Raw genomic sequence first — 17659 nt, 5'->3', positions numbered from 1 at the left:
TCTCGGTGTTTCCACGCAAGGCCTCAGGCGCAGCGGGCGGTGAGCCCGCCATCCACCGGCAGGCAGACCGCCGTGATGTAGGCGGCCTCGTCGCTGGCGAGGAAGACGGCAGCGTTCGCCACGTCCCAGCCGGTGCCCATGCGGCCCATCGGCGCCGATTCGTGGCGCGCCTTCACCATGTCGTCGGGCGAGCCGTACTGCACCGAGATCTGCTGGTAGATCAGCGGCGTGTCCATCAGGCCGGGCAGGATGGCGTTGCAGCGGATTCCGTCGCGGGCGTATTGCATGGCGACGCCCACCGTGAACTGGTTCACCGCGCCCTTGGCGGCATAGTAGCTCGTGTAGGGATAGCCGGTGTAGCGCAGGCCCGCCGCTGAGGAGATATTGGTGATGACGCCGCGGCTGCGCGCGATCATCGACGGGATCACCACCTTGCAGGCGAGGAACATGCCGGTGACGTTGAGGTCCATCTCGCGCCGCCAGTCCTCCTCCGAGAGGTCCGGGGGGCCGCCCATCTTCGCGTGGCCGACATTGTTGTGGAGGATGTCGACCGGGCCGAATTCGGCCACCGTCCTGGCCACCACGTCCTCGATCTCCAGGAGCCGGGTGACGTCGCAGGCGAGCGCCAGGGCCTGCCCGCCCTCGCCGGCGATCAGTCCGGCGGTTTCTTCCGCCGCCGTGCGGTTGACGTCGACACAGACCACCTTGGCGCCCGCCCGGGCATAGGCGACGGCGGAGGCCTTGCCGTTGCCCCAGCCGGGGCCGACCGAGCCGGCGCCGAAGACAAGGGCGACACGGCCCGCGAGGCGTTGCGAGGTCATGGCGCTCATCCCGTATAGCCGACGAGGACCCGCGGCAGCCACAGGACCGTCGAGGGGAAGAAGGAGATGATGGCGAGCACCACGAGGCCTGCCGCAAGGAAGGGGCCGAGCTCGCGGCTCTCCTCCTCAAGCTTCACGCCAGCGAAGTTGGCGCAGATGTAGAGGAGGATGCCGACCGGCGGGGTGATAAGGCCGAGGCAGAGATTGAAGACCATCACCAGGCCGAAATGGACGAGGTCGATGCCCACCGCCTGCACCACCGGCACCAGCACGGGGATCAGGATGAAGAGCGCCGGCAGCGGCTCCATGAAGATGCCGATGATGAGCAGGAAGACGTTGATCATCATCAGGATGATCGTCGGATCAGTGGAGACCGAGGCGATCCAGGCCGCCGCGGCGCGCGGGATGCCGGAGACCGCGAGGAGCCAGCCGAAGCCCGACGACAGGGCGATGATGAACATGACCAGCGCCGTGTCGAGCGCGGTCTGCACGAGGATCGGCCAGATGGTCCGCCAGTTGAGCTCGCGGTAGATGAAGAAGCCGACGAGGGCGGCATAGACCACCGCGATGGTCGCGCTTTCGGTGACAGTGACGACACCGCCGGTGACGCCCACGAGGATGATGACCGGCATCATCAGCGCCCACATGGCGGGGCCGATGAGGCGCGGGATCTCGCGCAGCGGCACGGCTTCGGAGACCGGATAGCGGCGCTTCACGGCGATGACGTAAGCCGCGATCATCAGCGACAGGCCGAGCAGGACGCCGGGGACGATACCGCCGAGGAACAGGGCGATGATCGAGACGCCCTTGCCGGCGGAGAGGCCATAGATGACCAGCGGGATCGAGGGCGGGATGATCGGGCCGTTGACACAAGCCGCAGCCATCAGGGCCGCGGCGAAGCCACCGCCATAGCCCTGCTTCTTCATGGCGGGGATGAGCACCTTGCCGAGCGCCGAGGCATCCGCCGCGGCCGATCCCGACAGGCCGGAGAAGATCATCGCCGCCATAACGGAGGTGAGCGCCAGGCCGCCGCGGAAGCGGCCGACCATGGCATTGGCGAGGCGGATGATCTGCTCGGTGATGCCGCCGCCATTCATCAGGTTGCCGGCGAGGATGAAGAAGGGGATGGCGAGCAGGGCGTAGCTGTCGGCGCCGACCAGCGTGCGCTGGGCGAGCAGCGACATGGGCAGGCCGCCATGGGTCCAGATGGCCACCATGGTGGCAAGGCCCATGGCGAAGCCGATCGGAACGGAGACCGCGAGCAGCAGGAAGAAGACGCCGATCAGGACGGTGCCCATCAGAAATCCCCCACCGAGCCTTCGGGACGGCGCTTGGAGGGATCGACGATCTTCTCCACGAAATAGAGCATCATCATCCCGCAGGAGACGGGCGCGGCGAAGTAGAACACCGCCGGCGAGATATCGAGGGCGCCGTAGGTGTTGGGCAGGACATCGATGGAGAGCTTCAGCCCGTAGATGAAGAGCACGACGATGAAGGAGAGGTTCAGGAGCTCGATCACCCAGAACATGATCGTCTTGGCCCGGCCCTTCAGCATCTCGATGAACATGTCGACGCCGATATGGAGCTTCTGCCGGTAGAGCACGGCGGCGCCGACGAAGGTCACCCAGATGAAGAGGATGTTGGAGACCTGCTCGATCCAGGCGATGGGCGAATTGAGCACGTAGCGCCACCAGACCGCGGCGAGCGTGATCAGCACGATGGCGGCGATCCAGGCTCCGAGGAAGAGCTTGGCGACCTCCGTGACCCAATGGGACAGGGTGCGGATGAGGGCTGGCATGGAATGTCCGCGGTCATGCTGGCGGGCGGGGCGGCGTGGCGGGGAATACCGCCACGCCGGGCGTCGGGATCAGGCGATCTGCGCCATGCGGTCGGCCCACCTCTTGCCGGCCGGGAACTCGTTGATGAGGTTGCGGACGGAGTGGGTGAAGGCGGCCTTGTCGACCTCCGACACGACGATCTTCTTGGCCTTCACCTTGACGAGGATATCCGCGTCGTCGGCGATGACGCGCGGGCGGATCTCCGCCTCCATGTCGCGGCCGGCCTGGTCGACGGCGGCGCGCAGTTCGGGCGACAGGCCCTGGTAGGCGGCCTGCGAGATCAGGATGCAGTTGTCCTGCATCATGTGTTCGGTCAGCGACATGTGGGTGTTGGCGTCGAAGATGCCGGAGTTGAAGGTCAGGCCCATCGGGTTTTCCTGGCCGTCGATCACGCCGGACTTCAGCGCCTGGAAGACTTCGGGGAAGGGCAGCGGCGTCGGCGAGGCGCCGAAGAGCTCGAAGGTGCGGCGCCACAGGGCCGTCTCCGGCACGCGGATCTTGAGGCCGCGCATGTCGGCGGGCGTCTTCACCACGCGGTTGCAGGAGAGCATCCGCGGCATGCGCGGGATCGCGGCAATCGGCCGGATGCGGGCGGTGCGGGCAACGTCCTCCTGGTACTCGGCGCGCAGCGCGTCCCAGATGCGGTCCTTGTGGGCGACATCCTTGAACAGATAGGGGTGGGTCCAGACCTCGGCCGGGCGATAGACGCCGGCGAGCACGCCCTGGCCGGGCGAGGCGACATGGACAGCGCCCTGCTGCACCGCCTCGATATGCTCGCGCTCACCCCCGAGGGCGCCCGCGTGGTGGTTGGTCACGGTGATCTGCCCGCGGGTCAGCTCGCTCAGCCGCTTCGTGTAGAAGTCCAGCGAGATGCCGATGAAGTCCTGCTGGGCGGCGGCACTGGCGCCGATCCAGTTGAGCCTCTGGGCGCGCAGCACGGCGGGCATGGCAACGAGGCCGGCGCCGGCAGCGAGACCGCCGAGCACGGCGCGGCGGGATGCACGGCTACGATCGAAGGGGGTCATGGGGTCCTCCTCTGGGGGTGAGGCCCGTGGGCCGGGCTCGGTTTGGGTCGTTTCCTCGGGGTGCCGGCTGAGCCGGTCTTGCTGTTGGCGCCGGTTGTCCGGTCATCCATATGCCTGCATATCGGCGCCCGGCGAACCGGACGCCGGATGGTTCAGGCCACCTTGGCGTTGGGCTTGGCGAAGGCCGCCTCCATCTCGCGGCGGACCTTCACGGCGAGGCTGTCGGCGTCATAGGCGACGTCCGACCATTTCAGCCGCTGGCCGGCCTTGATAGGGTTCTTGAGCTTGACGTTGTGGGCAAGGCCGAGCGGCAGGTAGCCCTGGTCGAGCGAGGCCTCGGCCGGGGTCTGCTTGCCCCAGACACAGAAGCCGCCCTCTCCGTCCAGCATCTCGCCGGGGGTGAGGTCGCGCTTGGCGGTGGCGACCACGTCGGAGTTGAAGCAGATCGGCGCTCCGGTCGGCTCCTTGCGGAGCGCCGCGGAGGCGACGGAATAGCCGAGCTCCAGACCGATCATATGGATCGGGCGATAGAGGCAGGAATACTTGCCCGAGGAGTCCTGCAGCATGGAGTACTCGCGGAAGCATTCCTGGCTGTAGGCGCTGTCGCTCTCGAAGACGACATAGGTGCCCATGACGAGGGAATGCGGCACGTCGGTGCCGTCACGATAGACCGAGGAGGTCACCTCGGTGACGCCGGCCTTCTCCAGCACGCCGCCCGCCGAGCGCGGCTTGCAGATCTCGGCATGTTCGAAGCGCGTCGCCGGCGGGAAGGACAGGCCCTCAGACTGCGCATGCAGGCCGGTGGCGTTGCAGACCGCCGTCATCTCGATGCCGGACTTGGTGCCATCGACGAAGGAGTTGAACATCTTCGGGTTGATGGAGTTCCGGTCACGGATCTTCATGTACTTGTCGAGGATGTCCCAGACCGTATCCGGCGTCGACTGGTGATAGGTGGGGTGGTAGCGCGTGCCCTTGCCGGCCGCGACGACGCGGAAACCGCAGGCACGGGCCCAGTCGACATGGTCGGCGATGAGGGCGGGCTGGTCGCCCCAGGCGAGCGAATAGACGACGCCGGCGGCGCGGGCCTTGCGGGCGAGGATGGGCCCCGCCACGGCGTCGGCCTCGACGTTCACCATGACGATGTGCTTGCCGTTGTCGATCGCCTTCATGGCGAAGCGGATGCCGGCGCCGGGATCGCCGGTCGCCTCGATCACCACCTCGATGCCGGGATGGGTGATGAGCTTGTCGGCATCGTCGAGGATGACGGTGCGGCCGGTCTTCAGCGCATCGTCGATGGAGGCGGAGCCATACTGCTCCTCCGGCCAGGAGCCGAGCTTCAGCTGGGCGCGGGCGCGGGCCATGTTGAGGTCGGCGACGGCGACGAGCTGCATGCCCTCGGTCAGCCGGCACTGGCTGGCGAACATGGTGCCGAACTTGCCGGCGCCGATGAGGCCGACGGTGACGGGCTTGCCGGCCGCCTTCCGCTCGAGAAGCATCCGATGGAGGTTCATGCGCGATCGTCCTCTGACTGTGCGGGGCGCGGCGCGGGGCGCCGGGGATCGCCGGGACCAGGTCAGAGGGCGCGAGAGGTCGTTCGCGGACGGCGAAGAGCCGGTCCGGCGGTCATGGGATCCCCTGATGTGAGGGTGTCCCCCGTTTCCTCCCCCGCGACCCTGTTGACCGGGCCGTCGATGTATCTTGAGGGAACGCTAACAAGGGTTTGAATTTCACGGAAACGAAATAAACTGGTGAAACCGATGAGGGGATTTCACCAATGATCCGAGGCATGCCGCCGCTGAAGTGCCTCCAGACCTTCTCGGCAGTCATGGAGACAGGCTCCTTCGCGAAGGCGGCCGAGCAGCTCAACGTCACGCCCTCGGCCATCAGCCACCAGATCCGGATGCTCGAGGACATTCTCGGCAAGCCGCTCTTCGCCCGGCGCAATCGCACCGTCCTGCCGACCGAGGACGCCATCGCCTATGCCAATGCGCTGGGCGAGAGCTTCACCCGCATCGCCGTGGCCACCAGCCGCTTCGCCTCGGAAGGCTCGGTGCAGCGGTTGATGCTGCATTCGGCGCCAAGCCTGGCGACGCTGTGGCTGGTGCCGCGGCTCGGCTCCTTCCGCGCCCGCCACCCCGAGATCGACCTGACGCTCTTCGCCGGCCACGAACCGGCCAAGCTCGGCGACGACGGCGTGATGATCGACATCCAGTACAACCGCCCGGTGCCGGAGGCCTGCGAGGGCGTCGTGCTCTGCGAGGAGACGATCATGCCGCTGGCGAGCCCCGCCTTCGTGGCGCGGCACCGGCTGGAGCGGGTGGAGGATATGGGCAGGGTGCCGCTCATCCATTCGGTGCGCAGCGTCGTGCAATGGGACCAGTGGGTGGCGCGCCACGCGCCGCATGTGATGCTGGCGCGCGGCGGCATGACCTTCGACCGCGCCTATCTCGGGCTGATGGCGGCGCGCGACGGGCTCGGCCTGATGCTCGAATCGAACCTGCAGGCCGGCGGTATGCTGGTGGCGGGCGAACTGGTCGCGCCCTTCGGACCCCTCGGCGTGACGGCGGTTGCCCACCGGGTGGTGTTCCGACGCGAGGACCGGGCAAGGCCGCAGATCGAGGCGTTCCTCGCCTGGATCACCGAGGAAATGGCGGCCGACCGCGCCCGCATGGACGGACCTCAGCGCGTCAGCAGGGCGGCGCCGTAGAGGCCGACGGCGAAGACCGTGTGGCCGAGGATGTTGAGCATGCGGATCTGCATGGCATTCGGCCGCTTCATCGCGGCGATGCCGGCGCCCATGCCGGGCTGGAGGATGAACCAGCCGCAGCCGATCGTGACATAGCCGACGATCAGCGCGGGGATGAGGGTCGGGTTCTTCGCCCAGCCGGTGCCCCAGATGGCGAGGAGGGCGGCGGCGAAGCAAATGCCGACGGCGTAGTGGAACACCCAGCCGATGGCGAGCTCGTTCGGGACTGGCTCTGCCTTCCCGATATCCTCATGGACGAAGCGTCCGAGCGGCAGGTGGCCGACCCAGCGGCCGACCATCGCCCAGTTGGGCGGGGCGATGGCGAAGGCGCGCTGCAGGAACAGGGCCCAGAGGTCGAGCAGGGCGGTGGCGGCGGCGCCGATGACGATGGCGCGCCAGAGAAAGTCGAACATGGAAGCTCCCCCGAAGACGCGCTTCTGACGGCGCGGTGGCGCAATCTGGACGAGGCCGGCCGGAACGGGAAGCGGGTTAGGTCGGGATGGCAGGGTTGCGCGGAGCCGGGATCCAGGGCCGCGGTGGTCCGCTCCGCCCCTCAGCACGACGTCGAAAATTCCGCGGCGCGCAAAAATGCAACCGCCTCACGCCGCCCAAGCCGGTAATCCCGCCCTCCTCCTTACGGGTAATCCCGCATACAATCGCCCTTGAATACAGTATTTGTATTATTGCACCTGCTCACGATTTCGCAGATGCACACTATTTGCCTGCGCTTCGTGAGTATCCGTATCTAGGACTAAATCGATTTTTGGCGTTTACTGGTCGCACCGCCGAAGCCGGCGGGCGCTGCGGTCGTCCTTCGGGACGAGGTTGCAGGCGCCAACAAGCCGGCGCGGGGCAATGCTCAGCGGCACCGCCGCCGATGTTCACGGGAGGACTTCGACCATGCGCAGGCAGACACTCGACCGCCGCCGGTTCCTCGCGGCGACCGCCATCACCACCACCGCCCTCGCCGCGCCCTTCGTGCGCGGCGCCCATGCCGCCGGCAAGCTGACGCTCGGCCTGTGGGACCACTGGGTGCCCGGCGCCAACGCGGCCGCCTCCGCCGTCGTCAACGAATGGGCGGCCAAGGAGCGGGTGGAGGTCACGATCGACTACATCCCCTCGCAGGGGAACAAGAACCTCCTGACCATCGCCGCCCAGGCGCAGGCGCGGTCCGGCCACGACGTCCTCGCCATGCCGACCTGGTGGCCCCATGCCCATGCCAACCAGCTCGAGCCCGTGAACGACATCATGGGCCCGCTGATGCAGCAGAACGGCAAGGTCAACGGCACGGTCGAATATCTCGGCAAGCTCGGCGACAAGTGGCTCGGCGTGCCGGCGACCATCGGCTCGCAGATCAAGGGCCCGGTGTCGCGGCTCGACCTGATGAAGCAGCATGCCGGCCTCGACATGCAGGCCATGTATCCGGCCGGCGCTGCGCCGAAGGCGGATGCCTGGAACATGGATGCCTATGCGAAAGCCGCGGAGGCCTGCCACAAGGCGGGCGTGCCCTTCGGCGTCGGCCTCGGCGAGACGACCGACTCGGTCGACACGGCCGGCGCCTTCTTCCTCGCCTTCGGCGCCTCGCTGGTCGACGCCAAGGGCGAGCTGACGGTGAAGACGGATGCGGTGCGCGAGGCGCTGACCTATCTCGCCCGCGTCGGGAAGTTCTATCCGGCCGATGCGCCGGCCTGGGACGATGCCTCGAACAACCGCTGGATCGTCTCCGGTCGCGGCGCAATGATCATGAACCCGCCGAGCTCATGGGCGGTGGCCAAGCGCGACGCGCCGCAGGTCGCCCAGCAGCTCTGGCATCACGGCTTCCCGCAGGGGCCGAAGGGTCGCTTCTCGCCCTTCCTGCCCTATTTCTGGACCATCTGGAGCTTCTCGCAGAACAAGTCGGCGGCGAAGAGCGTGCTGGTCCACATGTCGAGCCGTGCCGCTGCCGAGAGGTTCGTCGAGGCCTCGGCGGGCTACGACATCCCCTCCTTCGACAACTTCCTGACCTTCAAGACCTGGCAGGACGCCGATCCGCCGAAGGGCACGCTCTACCACTACCCGAACCCGCACAACCACCAGACGCTGTCGATCGCGGCCTCGCCGGCGCCGCCGAAGATCGCCCAGCAGATCTATGCCCAGGGCACGCTCACCAAGATGATCGTGCGCCACATGCAGGGCGAGGCGCTGGAGCGCACGCTGGCCTGGGCCGAGAGCGAGGTCGAGGGCTTCCTGCGCGGCTGAGCCGCAGGCCTGAGAGGTCTGGACGGGGGGCGCCGCGCGCGCCCCCTGTTCCCATCATGTCGAAACGGCCCGCTTCAGGCAGCGCGCCGTGGCCCCTTCCGGATCATCGAGACACCGCATGGCCGATGCCGTCCTGACCCATCCTGCCCGCCCGCGCGCGCCGGCCGCAAAGCCGTCGGCGCTGATGCGCTTCCTCAAGCGCAAGTCGACGGTCGCCTTCCTGATGGCGCTGCCGCTGATCCTGCTGATCGCAGTGCTGGTGATCTATCCCGCCTTTTACGCCATCTACCTGTCGAGCCTGCGCAAGAGCATGGCCTCGGTCGCCTGGATGCGGAACTGCTCCTGGCTGCCGGACGCCATCTGCACGCGCATCCCCTTCGGCAACATCCAGTTCCTGTTCACCCGCGAGACCTTCTGGATGGTGGTCTGGCAATCCTGCCTCTTCGCCATCACGGCGGTGATCTTCAAGGCGCTGCTCGGCTTCATCGTCGCCCATTTCGTCCACAACATCCCGGACAAGGGCCAGCGCAAGTGGCGCGGGATGCTGCTGATCCCCTGGGTGATCCCGCCGGCCATGTCCACGCTCGCCTGGCTCTGGCTGTTCGACCCCTCCTACAGCGCCTTCAACTACACGCTGTCCTTCTTCGGCATCGGCCCGATCCCCTGGACGGGAAATGCCAACTGGGCGCGGTTCTCGGTGATCCTGGTCAATATCTGGGTGGGCGCGCCATTCTTCATGATCATGTATCTGGCGGCGCTGAAATCGGTGCCCGACCAGCTTTACGAGGCCGCCGCCATCGACGGCGCTAACTGGTGGCAGCGCATCTGGTACATCACCCTGCCGATGATGCGGAACATCATCGCCATCACCGCGCTGTTCTCCACCATCGTCACATTCGCCAATTTCGACATCGTCCGCGTGCTCACCGCCGGCGGGCCGATCGACAAGACGCATCTCTTCGCCACCTGGGCCTTCAAGATCGGCATCGAGGGCTCGGACATCCCGCTCGGCGCCTCGGTCTCGCTCTTCATGGTGCCGATCCTGATGGTGGCGGCGATCTTCATCCTGCGCGACATCAACCAGAGGGGGAATGAGGCATGACGGACGCCGCCCTCACCCGGACGACGCCCGCGCGCAAGGTGCGCTACGGCAGCATGACGGCGGATCGCGAATGGGCCCTGCGCTGGTCCTATGTGTTCCTCGTGATCTTCGCGGCCTTCTCGCTGCTCCCGCCGCTCTACATGTTCATCACCTCGCTGAAGACCAGCGCCGAGATCTCGGCGGCGACGAACCCGTGGTGGGTGTTCAATCCCACCCTGTCGAACTATGTGGCGCTGCTCACCGAGCCGCAGTTCCTCATCTTCTTCCGCAACTCGGCGGTGGTCTCGGTGCTGGTGGTGATCATCACCATGCTCATCTCGATCCCCGCCGCCTTCGCCCTGTCGCGGATGCGCTTCTGGGGCTCGGCGACGCTCGCGACGGGCGTCTTCCTCACCTATCTCGTGCCGGACACGCTGCTGTTCATCCCGCTGTTCAAGATGTTCGCGACGTTCCACGAATGGACGGGCATCCAGCTCCTGAACCGCTGGTGGGTGCTGCTCATCGTCTATCCGACGCTGACCGTTCCCTTCTGCACCTGGATCATGATCGGCTACTTCGCCTCGATCCCGAAGGAGCTGGACGAGGCGGCGATCATCGATGGGGCAAGCTGGGTGCAGGTGCTCACCCGCATCTTCATTCCCGTGGCGCTGCCCGGCATCATCGCCGCCACGATCTTCGCCTTCACCGTGAGCTGGGCGCAGTTCCTCTATCCGCTGGCCTTCACAACGTCGGTGGACCAGCTGGTGCTGCCCGTCGGCATCATCACCACGCTCATCAAGGGCGACGTCTTCAACTGGGGGCAGATCATGACCGGCGCGCTGCTCGGCGCGCTGCCGCCGCTCATCATCTACGCCTTCCTCATGGACTACTACATCGCAGGCCTGACCGCCGGCGCGACCAAGGGCTGACGGAGGCGGGACAATGGCAGGCGTGACCCTCAGGAAGGTCGTCAAGCGTTACGGCGACGTCGAGGCCGTGCGCGGCATCGACCTCGACATCGCCGACGAGGAGTTCGTCGTGCTGGTCGGCCCGTCGGGCTGCGGCAAGTCGACGACGCTGCGCATGATCGCGGGGCTCGAGGACATTTCCGATGGCGACATCGCCATCGATGGCGATGTGGTCAACGACGTGCCGCCGAAGGACCGGGACATCGCCATGGTGTTCCAGAACTACGCGCTCTATCCGCACATGACGGTGGCGGAGAACATGAGCTTCGGCCTGCGCCTGAAGCGCTACCCCAAGGCCGAGATCAAGGCGCGGGTGGACGAGGCGGCGCGCATCCTCGACATTAAGGAACTGCTGGAGCGCAAGCCCAAGGCGCTCTCCGGCGGCCAGCGCCAGCGCGTCGCCATGGGCCGCGCCATCGTGCGCAACCCCAAGGTCTTCCTCTTCGACGAGCCCCTGTCGAACCTCGACGCGAAGCTGCGCGTGCAGATGCGCACCGAGATCAAGAAGGTGCACCTCAAGGTGCGCACCACCACCGTCTATGTCACCCACGACCAGGTGGAGGCGATGACGCTCGCCGACCGCGTGGTGGTGATGAACAACGGCCGGATCGAGCAGATCGGCCCGCCGAACGAGCTCTACCACCACCCGCGCACCCGCTTCGTCGCCGGCTTCATCGGCTCGCCGGCCATGAACTTCATCCCGGCCAGGCTCACGGAGACGTCGGGCGCCCTGGTGCTCCATCTCGACGGCGGCATCGTGCTGCCGGTGCCGGCATCCCGCACCGCCCGCTACAAGACCTATGCGGGGCAGGACGGCCTCGTCCTCGGCATCCGTCCGGAACATGTGACGGAGGCGGGAGACGGTACACTTGGGCCGGGCATCGCGCCTTTCGACATCGGCCTCGACGTCATCGAGCCCATGGGCCACGAGACCCTGGTCTATTTCACCATCGGCGGCGAGACCCATTGCGGCCGGGTCCACCCCGATGCCGGCGCGGCGGATGGCCAGCCCATGCGGCTCGCCGCCGACCTCAACCACATGCACCTGATGGACGCTGCGGGGGTGGTTCTGTGAAGCGGGGCCGGTGCTGATCAGAAGAACTGGTCGAGCACCATGGTCAAGACGATGCAGATGACGAGGATCAGGTCGATGAAGCGGCGGCGGGCGTTGTAGCGCATCAGCATGCCCGACAGCGCCACGCAGAAGGCACAGGCCGAGGCGAGGAAGGCCAGCGGCAGCAGGTCGAGGTTCAGCACCAGCGCCACGGCGATGAAGGCGGCCACCGCGACGAGGGTGGAGATGACCACGGCGAAGAGACCATAGGCGCCGGAGACGTCGGTGAAGCGCAGCAGGGCGCGGCGGAGGGTGCCGATGTCGCGGGGCGGTACGCTGATGTCGTAGAGCGCGCCGAGTGCCCGGCCGCTGGCGAGGAAGGCGAGAGCCGCGGCGCCAGGCATCAGCGCGAGAAGCGCGAAGCGCCTTTCGCTGGCGATGCGCTCGATGCCGACCACACGCTCGACGAAGCCGAAGGCGGTCAGCAGTACCGAGCCAATGGTGAGGGCGCTCGCGACGATGACGCGGGCGACGTCGATGAGAGCCCGCTCGCGATCGATCGGCGGGGGTGCGGCGTCAGGTGTCATGCGGCGGCCCGATGCAAAACGGCGGAGCCATGGGGCCCCGCCGCATCATTCTCTCTGCTGACCTTTAAGGCGAGGTTGCAGTCAGGACTTGGACACGTCCGGCTCGAAGGTCAGGCCTCCGGCTCGAAATTCATGGCAACGCCGTTGATGCAGTAGCGCAGGCCGGTCGGCGGCGGGCCGTCCGGGAAGACATGGCCGAGATGGCCGCCGCAATTGGCGCAGTGCACCTCGGTGCGCACCATGCCCCAGGAGCGGTCGACGGTCTCCTCGACGGCGCCGGGAAGCGGCTGGTCGAAGCTCGGCCAGCCCGTGCCGCTCTCGAACTTCTTGTGCGAGACGAAGAGCTTCTGGCCGCAGCCGACGCAGGAGAAGGTGCCGGCGCGCTTCTCGTAATTGAGGGCGCAGCTGCCGGGCCGCTCGGTGCCATGGCCGCGCAGCACCTGGTACTGCTCGGGGGTGAGGATGCGGCGCCATTCCTCGTCCGTCTTGGTGACGGGGAAGGTCTTGGTGGCACTGTCCATGGCGTGATCTCCCTTCGAATGGTTCGGCGCGAACAGCGCCCAGATGTCGGCGGGCCTCATGATGTCACTCCGCTGCAACCGCGGCGCGGCGGCCGCGCGATGCGTCGGCCCGACGGGCCCTGACGAGATTGACGGCCACCAGCACGAGCCCGGCAAAGGTCACCCAGAGCGCCGGGCGGATGCCGAAGCCGATGTCGAGATTGGCGGCGAGGATGCGCGAGGCCATGACGCCGGTCATGGTCGCGTACCAGAGCGCCTCGAGCAGCGCGGTGGCGATCCCGGATATGAGTGCGAGGGCCAGGAGCTGCAATGGCCTGACCGCGAAACCCGCCCGTCGCATGAGGCGGAAGCCCATCAGCCAGACGAAGAAGCCGAGCATCAGCACGGGCTGCGACACGTCGAGGCGCGTCTGCAGGAAGAAGTGCCAGATGGCGACGAAGGCGATGGGATAGGCGAGGAGATGCAGCCGGTTCCAGGCGGTGCTGCCGAGCCGGCGGATCATGGCGTCGGTGGAGGTGACGGTGAGCGCGACGAGGCCGAGCAGGGCGGCAAAGCCGATGGTCAGATAGAAGCGCAGAAGGATCTCGCTCGCGACCTTGCCGAGGTCCCAGGCCTGCTCCATCGCATAGAGCACGAGATGGGCGATGGCATAGACGGCCGCCGCGACGCCGATCATGCGGCGCACCAGGATGAGCTTCGGCCAGTCTGCGACGAAACGCAGCGGAGTGACGAGGAGCGAGACGAGCAGCAGCCGCACCGACCAGTCGCCGGACTGGTGGATGGCGGAGGTCACGGGCTTCGAGCCGAGCGTGCCCGTCGCCGCCTGGGCAAGGATCCAAAGTCCCGGCGCGATGACGCCCAGGAAGACAAGCAGCTTGAGGACGGAGAGGTTCCCCGCCCGGTCGTTCCACGGCAGCATGCGGCATCCCCGGTGGTGGCCGATGTCATGCCATACGCGGCGAGCCCGCAAGGGGTTACATCGGCGCGCCTCACGTTGAAGTGAGGGGGATCGGCGGATGCCGTCGCCGCCCTATTCCGCCGGGCCGCCGGTGAGCCAGGTCTTGCCGCGCCGGTAGAGCGCCTCGACCTCGGGCCCGCGGAGGCCCGGCATGTCGCGCTTCACGGTGTAGCCGATCTTGGTCTGGATATAGGCGAGGTGCCGGTAGCCCTCGGGGAACTGCGCGAGCAGGTCCGGATCGAGGCTCAGCTTCGCATCGGGGAGGACCGGGTCGAGCCGGTCCTTCTCGTAGATCGGCTGGCGCAGCACCACGCCCCAGCGCCCGTCACGCTTCTCGATGAAGTCGTAGAAGCGGCCGGTGCAGACGACGTCGCAGAGCACGCCGTCGACGGGCCCGCGCTGCGAGATGGTCATCTTGGTCTGGGCGATCGCGCGGTTCCCCTCGCGATCGATGGTGGTGCCCCCGAGGAAGTGCAGGATCGAGACGCCCTTGGCCCAGCCCTCGCGGCTCGCCCGGATGAAATCTGCCGCCGGCCCCTGGTACCAGGTCGCCATCATCTTCCCATCGGAATGCCAGCAGGTGAGGAAGCGATCCCAGTCGCCGGCATCGCGCCACAGCGCCCAGTTCTCCACGAGGTCGCGGATGGCGAGGCGTTCGATGATGTCTTCGGTCATGCGGCAGTCCGATGGTGGGTGGAAAACAGTCGGCGCTCAGTCCTATCCGTCATGGCCGGGATTGTCCCGGCCATCCACGAATGTCTGACGCGCGAGGCTTTGGCGTCACTCAGAACGGATAGGGGCGCGGGCCGGTCTGGATGGTGATCCAGCGCAGCTCGGTGAAGGCGTCGATGCCGGCCTTGCCGCCGAAGCGGCCATAGCCCGAGGCCTTGGTGCCGCCAAAGGGCATCTGCGGCTCGTCATGCACGGTCGGCGCGTTGATGTGGCAGATGCCGCTCTCGATGCGCTTGGCGACGCCGAGGGCCCGGCCGATATCGCGCGAGAAGACCGCAGCGGAGAGGCCGTATTCGGTGTCGTTGGCGATGCGGATGGCCTCCTCGTCGCCGTTGACGCGCACCACGGTCACCACCGGGCCGAAGCTCTCCTCGCCATAGATGCGCATGGCCGGCGTCACCTTGTCGAGGATGGTTGCGGGCATCACCGTGCCCTCCAGCGAGCCGCCGGCGGCAAGCGCCGCGCCCTTGGCAGTGGCGTCGTCGACCAGCACCTTCACGCGCTTGGCGGCCTCTGCCGAGACGAGAGAGCCCAGCACCACATTGCCGGAACGCGGGTCGCCATAGGGCAGCGACTTCGCCTTGGCGGCGAATTTCTCGACAAAGGCATCGGCCACCTTGGCATCGACGACGATGCGCTCGGTCGACATGCAGATCTGGCCCTGGTTCATGAAGGCGCCGAAGGCCGCGGCCTTCACCGCCTCGTCGAGGTCGGCATCGTCGAGGATGACGAGCGGCGCCTTGCCGCCGAGCTCCAGCAGGGCGGGCTTCAGATAGCGCGCCGCCGTCTCGGCAATGATGCGGCCGACATGGGTCGAGCCGGTGAAGTTGACGCGCTTCACCGCACGGTGGGCGATGAGCGTCTCGACCACCTTGGCGGCATCCGCCGGCGCATTGGTGACGACGTTGACGACGCCGGCCGGCAGGCCCGCATCACGCATCACCTGACCGATGAGCTGGTGCGTCGCCGGGCACTGCTCGGAGGCCTTGAAGACGACGGTGTTGCCGCAGGCAAGCGGCATGGCGATGGCGCGCACGCCGAGGATGACCGGCGCGTTCCACGGCGCGATGCCGAGGATGACGCCGACCGGCTGGCGCACGGCCAGCGCCAGATTGTTCGGCTTGTCGGTCGGAATGACGTCGCCGGTGATCTGGGTGGTCATGGCGCCGGCCTCGCGGAGCATGCCGGTGGCGATACCGATGTTGAACATCGCCCAGCCCCTGGTCGAACCGGTCTCCGCCATCATGGCGGCGACGAAGTCCTCGGCGCGCTGCTGCATGAGGTCGGCGGCGGCATTGAGCTTGGCGCGGCGCTCGCTGGGGCCAAGCGCCGACCAGGCCGGGAAGGCGGCCGCGGCCGCGTCGACGGCCGCCACGGCGTCGGACACCGTCGCCGCGGCGGCGCGGGTGGCGACCTGGCCGGTCATGGGGTCGAGACGGTCGAAGGTGCGACCGTCGGCGGCGCCCAGCTCGCGGGCGTCGATCATCAGGTTGACGTGCTTCATGGCGGGACTCTCCGGGAAGGCGGGGGATCGCACGGCCACGGGTGCCGGCGGGGTGGAATAGGACTGCGGCGGATGTTCGCCCGTCGCCGGCAGCGGCGGGGGCGAGAACAGCGGAGGCGGCGCAACGGCGGGAGCCGCCGCGTCGTCATTGGCGGGGGCGGCACCGCCGAGATAGGCGGCGGCGACCTGCGGATCGTCGGCGAGCGCCGCAGCGGCGCCCTCCCCGACGATGCGGCCATTGGCGATGAGATAGGCGCGGTCGGCGAGCTTCAGGCAGCGGCGGGCATTCTGTTCGACGATGAGGATCGCCATGCCGCGCGCCTTGATGGCGGCGAGCCCCTTGAACAGTTCGCCGGTCATCACCGGCGACAGGCCAAGCGAGGGCTCGTCGAGCATGAGGAGGTTCGGCCGGCTCATCAGCGCGCGGCCGATCGCGACCATCTGCTGCTCGCCCCCCGACATGGTGCGGACCTGCTGCGACAGGCGCTCGGCGAGGCGGGGGAAGAGCGTCAGCACGTCGTCGAGGGTCGCTGCCTCATGGGCGCGGGCCCGCTTAGGGAAGGCACCGAGCATGAGGTTCTCACGGACGGTGAGGTCACCGAAAATCCCGCGCCCCTCGGGGACGAGGGCGATGCCGCGCTCGACGATGCGGTGCGGGTCGGCAGCCTCGAGGCGGCGGCCCTCGAAGGTGACGCTGGACTCGGCCGGCACAAGGCCGGCGAGCGCCTTGAGCAGCGTCGTCTTGCCCGCGCCATTGGCGCCGAGAATGGCGACGGTCTCGCCGCGGCCGACTGTGAGCGCGACGCTGTCGACCGCGCGATGCGGGCCGTAGGAGGCGGAGAGGCGGGCAACCTCAAGCATCGTCGTCTCCCAGATAAGCCTTGATGACCGCGGGGTCGGAGAGCGCCTCGGCGGGCGAGCCTTCCGCGATCTTGGTGCCGGCGTTCATGACGACGCAGCGGGTGCAGAGCGCCCGGATCGCGTCCATCACATGCTCGACCATGACGATGGTCATCCCGTCGGCGGCGAGCGCGGCGATGAGGGCGATGCCGTCCTTGAGCTCGGTCGGATTGAGGCCGGCGAGCCATTCGTCGAGCAGCAGGAGCTGCGGCTCGGCGGCGAGTGCGCGGGCGAGCTCCAGCCGCTTCTGGTCGATATAGGTAAGGCTGCGGGCGCGCTCGTCGGCGCGGGCGGCAAGGCCCACGCGCGCGAGAAGCGGCAGCGCCCGCTCCTGCGCCTCGGCGGGCGAACAGGCGCGTGCGCCGAACATGGCGCCGACGGCGACATTCTCGGCCAGCGTCAGGCTGGGCATGACCCGCACCAGCTGGAAGGTGCGGGCGATGCCGGCGCGGGTGATGCGATGGGCCGCGGCGCGCTCGATCGGCCGACCCTCGAAGAGGATGGCGCCGGAATCGGCGGTGAGATTGCCGGTGATGAGGTTGAGCGCGGTGGTCTTGCCGGAGCCGTTGGGACCGACGAGGCCGACCACCTCGCCGCGGCGGACGGAGGCGGTGAGGCCATCGACGGCGCGCAGGCCGCCGAAGGCTTTGGATACGCCGTGGAGTTCAAGGAGCGGCTGCATCGGG

17 protein-coding genes and 1 pseudogene are annotated in these 17659 nt (G+C 67.7%); 5 read left to right on the top strand and 13 right to left on the bottom strand.

Features of this window, described 5'->3' with window-relative positions:
- Window positions 1-23: 23 nt before the first annotated feature.
- From O9344_RS02910 to O9344_RS02890, 5 genes are all read right to left on the bottom strand, one after another.
- Window positions 24-821 (bottom strand): SDR family oxidoreductase, encoded by a 798-nt coding sequence (locus O9344_RS02910; protein ID WP_298472515.1) that lies wholly within the window; start codon window positions 819-821, stop codon window positions 24-26.
- Between the two features lie 5 nt (window positions 822-826).
- Entirely contained in the window at window positions 827-2119 is a 1293-nt protein-coding gene (locus O9344_RS02905; RefSeq protein WP_298472513.1) for a TRAP transporter large permease, read from the bottom strand.
- Entirely contained in the window at window positions 2119-2619 is a 501-nt protein-coding gene (locus O9344_RS02900; RefSeq protein ID WP_108174912.1) for a TRAP transporter small permease, read from the bottom strand. The genes O9344_RS02905 and O9344_RS02900 overlap by 1 nt, the downstream gene beginning before the upstream one ends.
- A gap of 69 nt (window positions 2620-2688) precedes the next feature.
- Window positions 2689-3684, bottom strand: coding sequence for a TRAP transporter substrate-binding protein (locus O9344_RS02895; protein WP_298472512.1), 996 nt, complete (start codon window positions 3682-3684; stop codon window positions 2689-2691).
- A 152-nt stretch (window positions 3685-3836) separates the two neighbouring features.
- Complete coding sequence (locus O9344_RS02890) at window positions 3837-5195, bottom strand: Gfo/Idh/MocA family oxidoreductase (protein WP_298472511.1); 1359 nt, start codon at window positions 5193-5195, stop codon at window positions 3837-3839.
- Window positions 5196-5470: 275 nt separating this feature from the next.
- On the opposite strand from O9344_RS02890, the gene O9344_RS02885 reads away from it, so the two are divergent.
- Window positions 5471-6391, top strand: a complete 921-nt coding sequence (locus tag O9344_RS02885) for a LysR substrate-binding domain-containing protein (protein ID WP_298472510.1) — start codon at window positions 5471-5473, stop codon at window positions 6389-6391.
- On the opposite strand, the gene O9344_RS02880 is transcribed toward O9344_RS02885, so the two are convergent.
- Window positions 6364-6843, bottom strand: a complete 480-nt coding sequence (locus O9344_RS02880; RefSeq protein ID WP_298472509.1) for a DUF2938 domain-containing protein — start codon at window positions 6841-6843, stop codon at window positions 6364-6366. The genes O9344_RS02885 and O9344_RS02880 overlap by 28 nt on opposite strands.
- Window positions 6844-7330: 487 nt before the next feature.
- On the opposite strand from O9344_RS02880, the gene O9344_RS02875 reads away from it, so the two are divergent.
- The 4 genes from O9344_RS02875 to ugpC all read left to right on the top strand — a co-directional run bounded on the left by O9344_RS02875 (window position 7331) and on the right by ugpC (window position 11792).
- Window positions 7331-8668, top strand: coding sequence for an extracellular solute-binding protein (locus O9344_RS02875; protein ID WP_298472508.1), 1338 nt, complete (start codon window positions 7331-7333; stop codon window positions 8666-8668).
- Window positions 8669-8852: 184 nt separating this feature from the next.
- Window positions 8853-9770, top strand: coding sequence for a sugar ABC transporter permease (locus O9344_RS02870; RefSeq protein ID WP_298473269.1), 918 nt, complete (start codon window positions 8853-8855; stop codon window positions 9768-9770).
- On the top strand, window positions 9767-10678 hold the full coding sequence (locus O9344_RS02865) for a carbohydrate ABC transporter permease (RefSeq protein ID WP_298472507.1): 912 nt from the start codon (window positions 9767-9769) through the stop codon (window positions 10676-10678). The genes O9344_RS02870 and O9344_RS02865 overlap by 4 nt, the downstream gene beginning before the upstream one ends.
- Before the next feature lie 13 nt (window positions 10679-10691).
- Window positions 10692-11792, top strand: a complete 1101-nt coding sequence (gene ugpC, locus O9344_RS02860) for a sn-glycerol-3-phosphate ABC transporter ATP-binding protein UgpC (RefSeq protein WP_298472505.1) — start codon at window positions 10692-10694, stop codon at window positions 11790-11792.
- A 17-nt stretch (window positions 11793-11809) separates the two neighbouring features.
- Here the strand turns inward: ugpC and O9344_RS02855 are convergent, their stop codons facing one another.
- The 7 genes and pseudogenes from O9344_RS02855 to O9344_RS02825 form a co-directional block, all read right to left on the bottom strand.
- Window positions 11810-12358, bottom strand: coding sequence for a hypothetical protein (locus O9344_RS02855; protein WP_298472503.1), 549 nt, complete (start codon window positions 12356-12358; stop codon window positions 11810-11812).
- 110 nt (window positions 12359-12468) lie between these two features.
- Window positions 12469-12879 carry a peptide-methionine (R)-S-oxide reductase MsrB gene (msrB, locus tag O9344_RS02850; RefSeq protein WP_298473268.1) on the bottom strand — a complete coding sequence of 137 codons (411 nt, stop codon included), beginning with the start codon at window positions 12877-12879 and terminating at the stop codon, window positions 12469-12471.
- Between the two features lie 64 nt (window positions 12880-12943).
- Entirely contained in the window at window positions 12944-13798 is an 855-nt protein-coding gene (locus O9344_RS02845) for a ferric reductase-like transmembrane domain-containing protein (protein ID WP_298472501.1), read from the bottom strand.
- Window positions 13799-13909: 111 nt separating this feature from the next.
- A complete protein-coding gene (locus O9344_RS02840) occupies window positions 13910-14512 on the bottom strand; it encodes a nuclear transport factor 2 family protein (protein WP_298472500.1) in 603 nt (200 codons plus the stop codon).
- 109 nt (window positions 14513-14621) lie between these two features.
- Window positions 14622-16073 carry an aldehyde dehydrogenase gene (locus tag O9344_RS02835; protein ID WP_298473266.1) on the bottom strand — a complete coding sequence of 484 codons (1452 nt, stop codon included), beginning with the start codon at window positions 16071-16073 and terminating at the stop codon, window positions 14622-14624.
- A gap of 390 nt (window positions 16074-16463) precedes the next feature.
- Window positions 16464-16934 (bottom strand): annotated as a pseudogene (locus O9344_RS02830) (ATP-binding cassette domain-containing protein); the annotation flags it as partial.
- The gene (locus O9344_RS02825) at window positions 16927-17655 is read right to left on the bottom strand and encodes an ABC transporter ATP-binding protein (RefSeq protein ID WP_298472499.1); all 729 of its coding nucleotides are present in this window, start codon (window positions 17653-17655) and stop codon (window positions 16927-16929) included. The gene O9344_RS02825 and the pseudogene O9344_RS02830, both read right to left, overlap by 8 nt.
- Window positions 17656-17659 lie beyond the last annotated feature (4 nt).

The sequence above is a fragment of the Phreatobacter sp. genome (genome assembly GCF_027532945.1).
Taxonomy (GTDB): domain Bacteria; phylum Pseudomonadota; class Alphaproteobacteria; order Rhizobiales; family Phreatobacteraceae; genus Phreatobacter.
Note: the sequence above shows the minus strand (reverse complement) of the source record. Positions and strands in the feature narration are given on the sequence as shown.

Bases quoted from the DNA above. Each gene is read 5' to 3' on its own strand.
- O9344_RS02910 (WP_298472515.1), bottom strand. From the start codon at position 821: ATGACCTCGCAACGCCTCGCGGGCCGTGTCGCCCTTGTCTTCGGCGCC.
- O9344_RS02905 (WP_298472513.1), bottom strand. From the start codon at position 2,119: ATGGGCACCGTCCTGATCGGCGTCTTCTTCCTGCTGCTCGCGGTCTCC.
- O9344_RS02900 (WP_108174912.1), bottom strand. From the start codon at position 2,619: ATGCCAGCCCTCATCCGCACCCTGTCCCATTGGGTCACGGAGGTCGCC.
- O9344_RS02895 (WP_298472512.1), bottom strand. From the start codon at position 3,684: ATGACCCCCTTCGATCGTAGCCGTGCATCCCGCCGCGCCGTGCTCGGC.
- O9344_RS02890 (WP_298472511.1), bottom strand. From the start codon at position 5,195: ATGAACCTCCATCGGATGCTTCTCGAGCGGAAGGCGGCCGGCAAGCCC.
- O9344_RS02885 (WP_298472510.1), top strand. From the start codon at position 5,471: ATGCCGCCGCTGAAGTGCCTCCAGACCTTCTCGGCAGTCATGGAGACA.
- O9344_RS02880 (WP_298472509.1), bottom strand. From the start codon at position 6,843: ATGTTCGACTTTCTCTGGCGCGCCATCGTCATCGGCGCCGCCGCCACC.
- O9344_RS02875 (WP_298472508.1), top strand. From the start codon at position 7,331: ATGCGCAGGCAGACACTCGACCGCCGCCGGTTCCTCGCGGCGACCGCC.
- O9344_RS02870 (WP_298473269.1), top strand. From the start codon at position 8,853: ATGCGCTTCCTCAAGCGCAAGTCGACGGTCGCCTTCCTGATGGCGCTG.
- O9344_RS02865 (WP_298472507.1), top strand. From the start codon at position 9,767: ATGACGGACGCCGCCCTCACCCGGACGACGCCCGCGCGCAAGGTGCGC.
- ugpC (WP_298472505.1), top strand. From the start codon at position 10,692: ATGGCAGGCGTGACCCTCAGGAAGGTCGTCAAGCGTTACGGCGACGTC.
- O9344_RS02855 (WP_298472503.1), bottom strand. From the start codon at position 12,358: ATGACACCTGACGCCGCACCCCCGCCGATCGATCGCGAGCGGGCTCTC.
- msrB (WP_298473268.1), bottom strand. From the start codon at position 12,879: ATGGACAGTGCCACCAAGACCTTCCCCGTCACCAAGACGGACGAGGAA.
- O9344_RS02845 (WP_298472501.1), bottom strand. From the start codon at position 13,798: ATGCTGCCGTGGAACGACCGGGCGGGGAACCTCTCCGTCCTCAAGCTG.
- O9344_RS02840 (WP_298472500.1), bottom strand. From the start codon at position 14,512: ATGACCGAAGACATCATCGAACGCCTCGCCATCCGCGACCTCGTGGAG.
- O9344_RS02835 (WP_298473266.1), bottom strand. From the start codon at position 16,073: ATGAAGCACGTCAACCTGATGATCGACGCCCGCGAGCTGGGCGCCGCC.
- O9344_RS02825 (WP_298472499.1), bottom strand. From the start codon at position 17,655: ATGCAGCCGCTCCTTGAACTCCACGGCGTATCCAAAGCCTTCGGCGGC.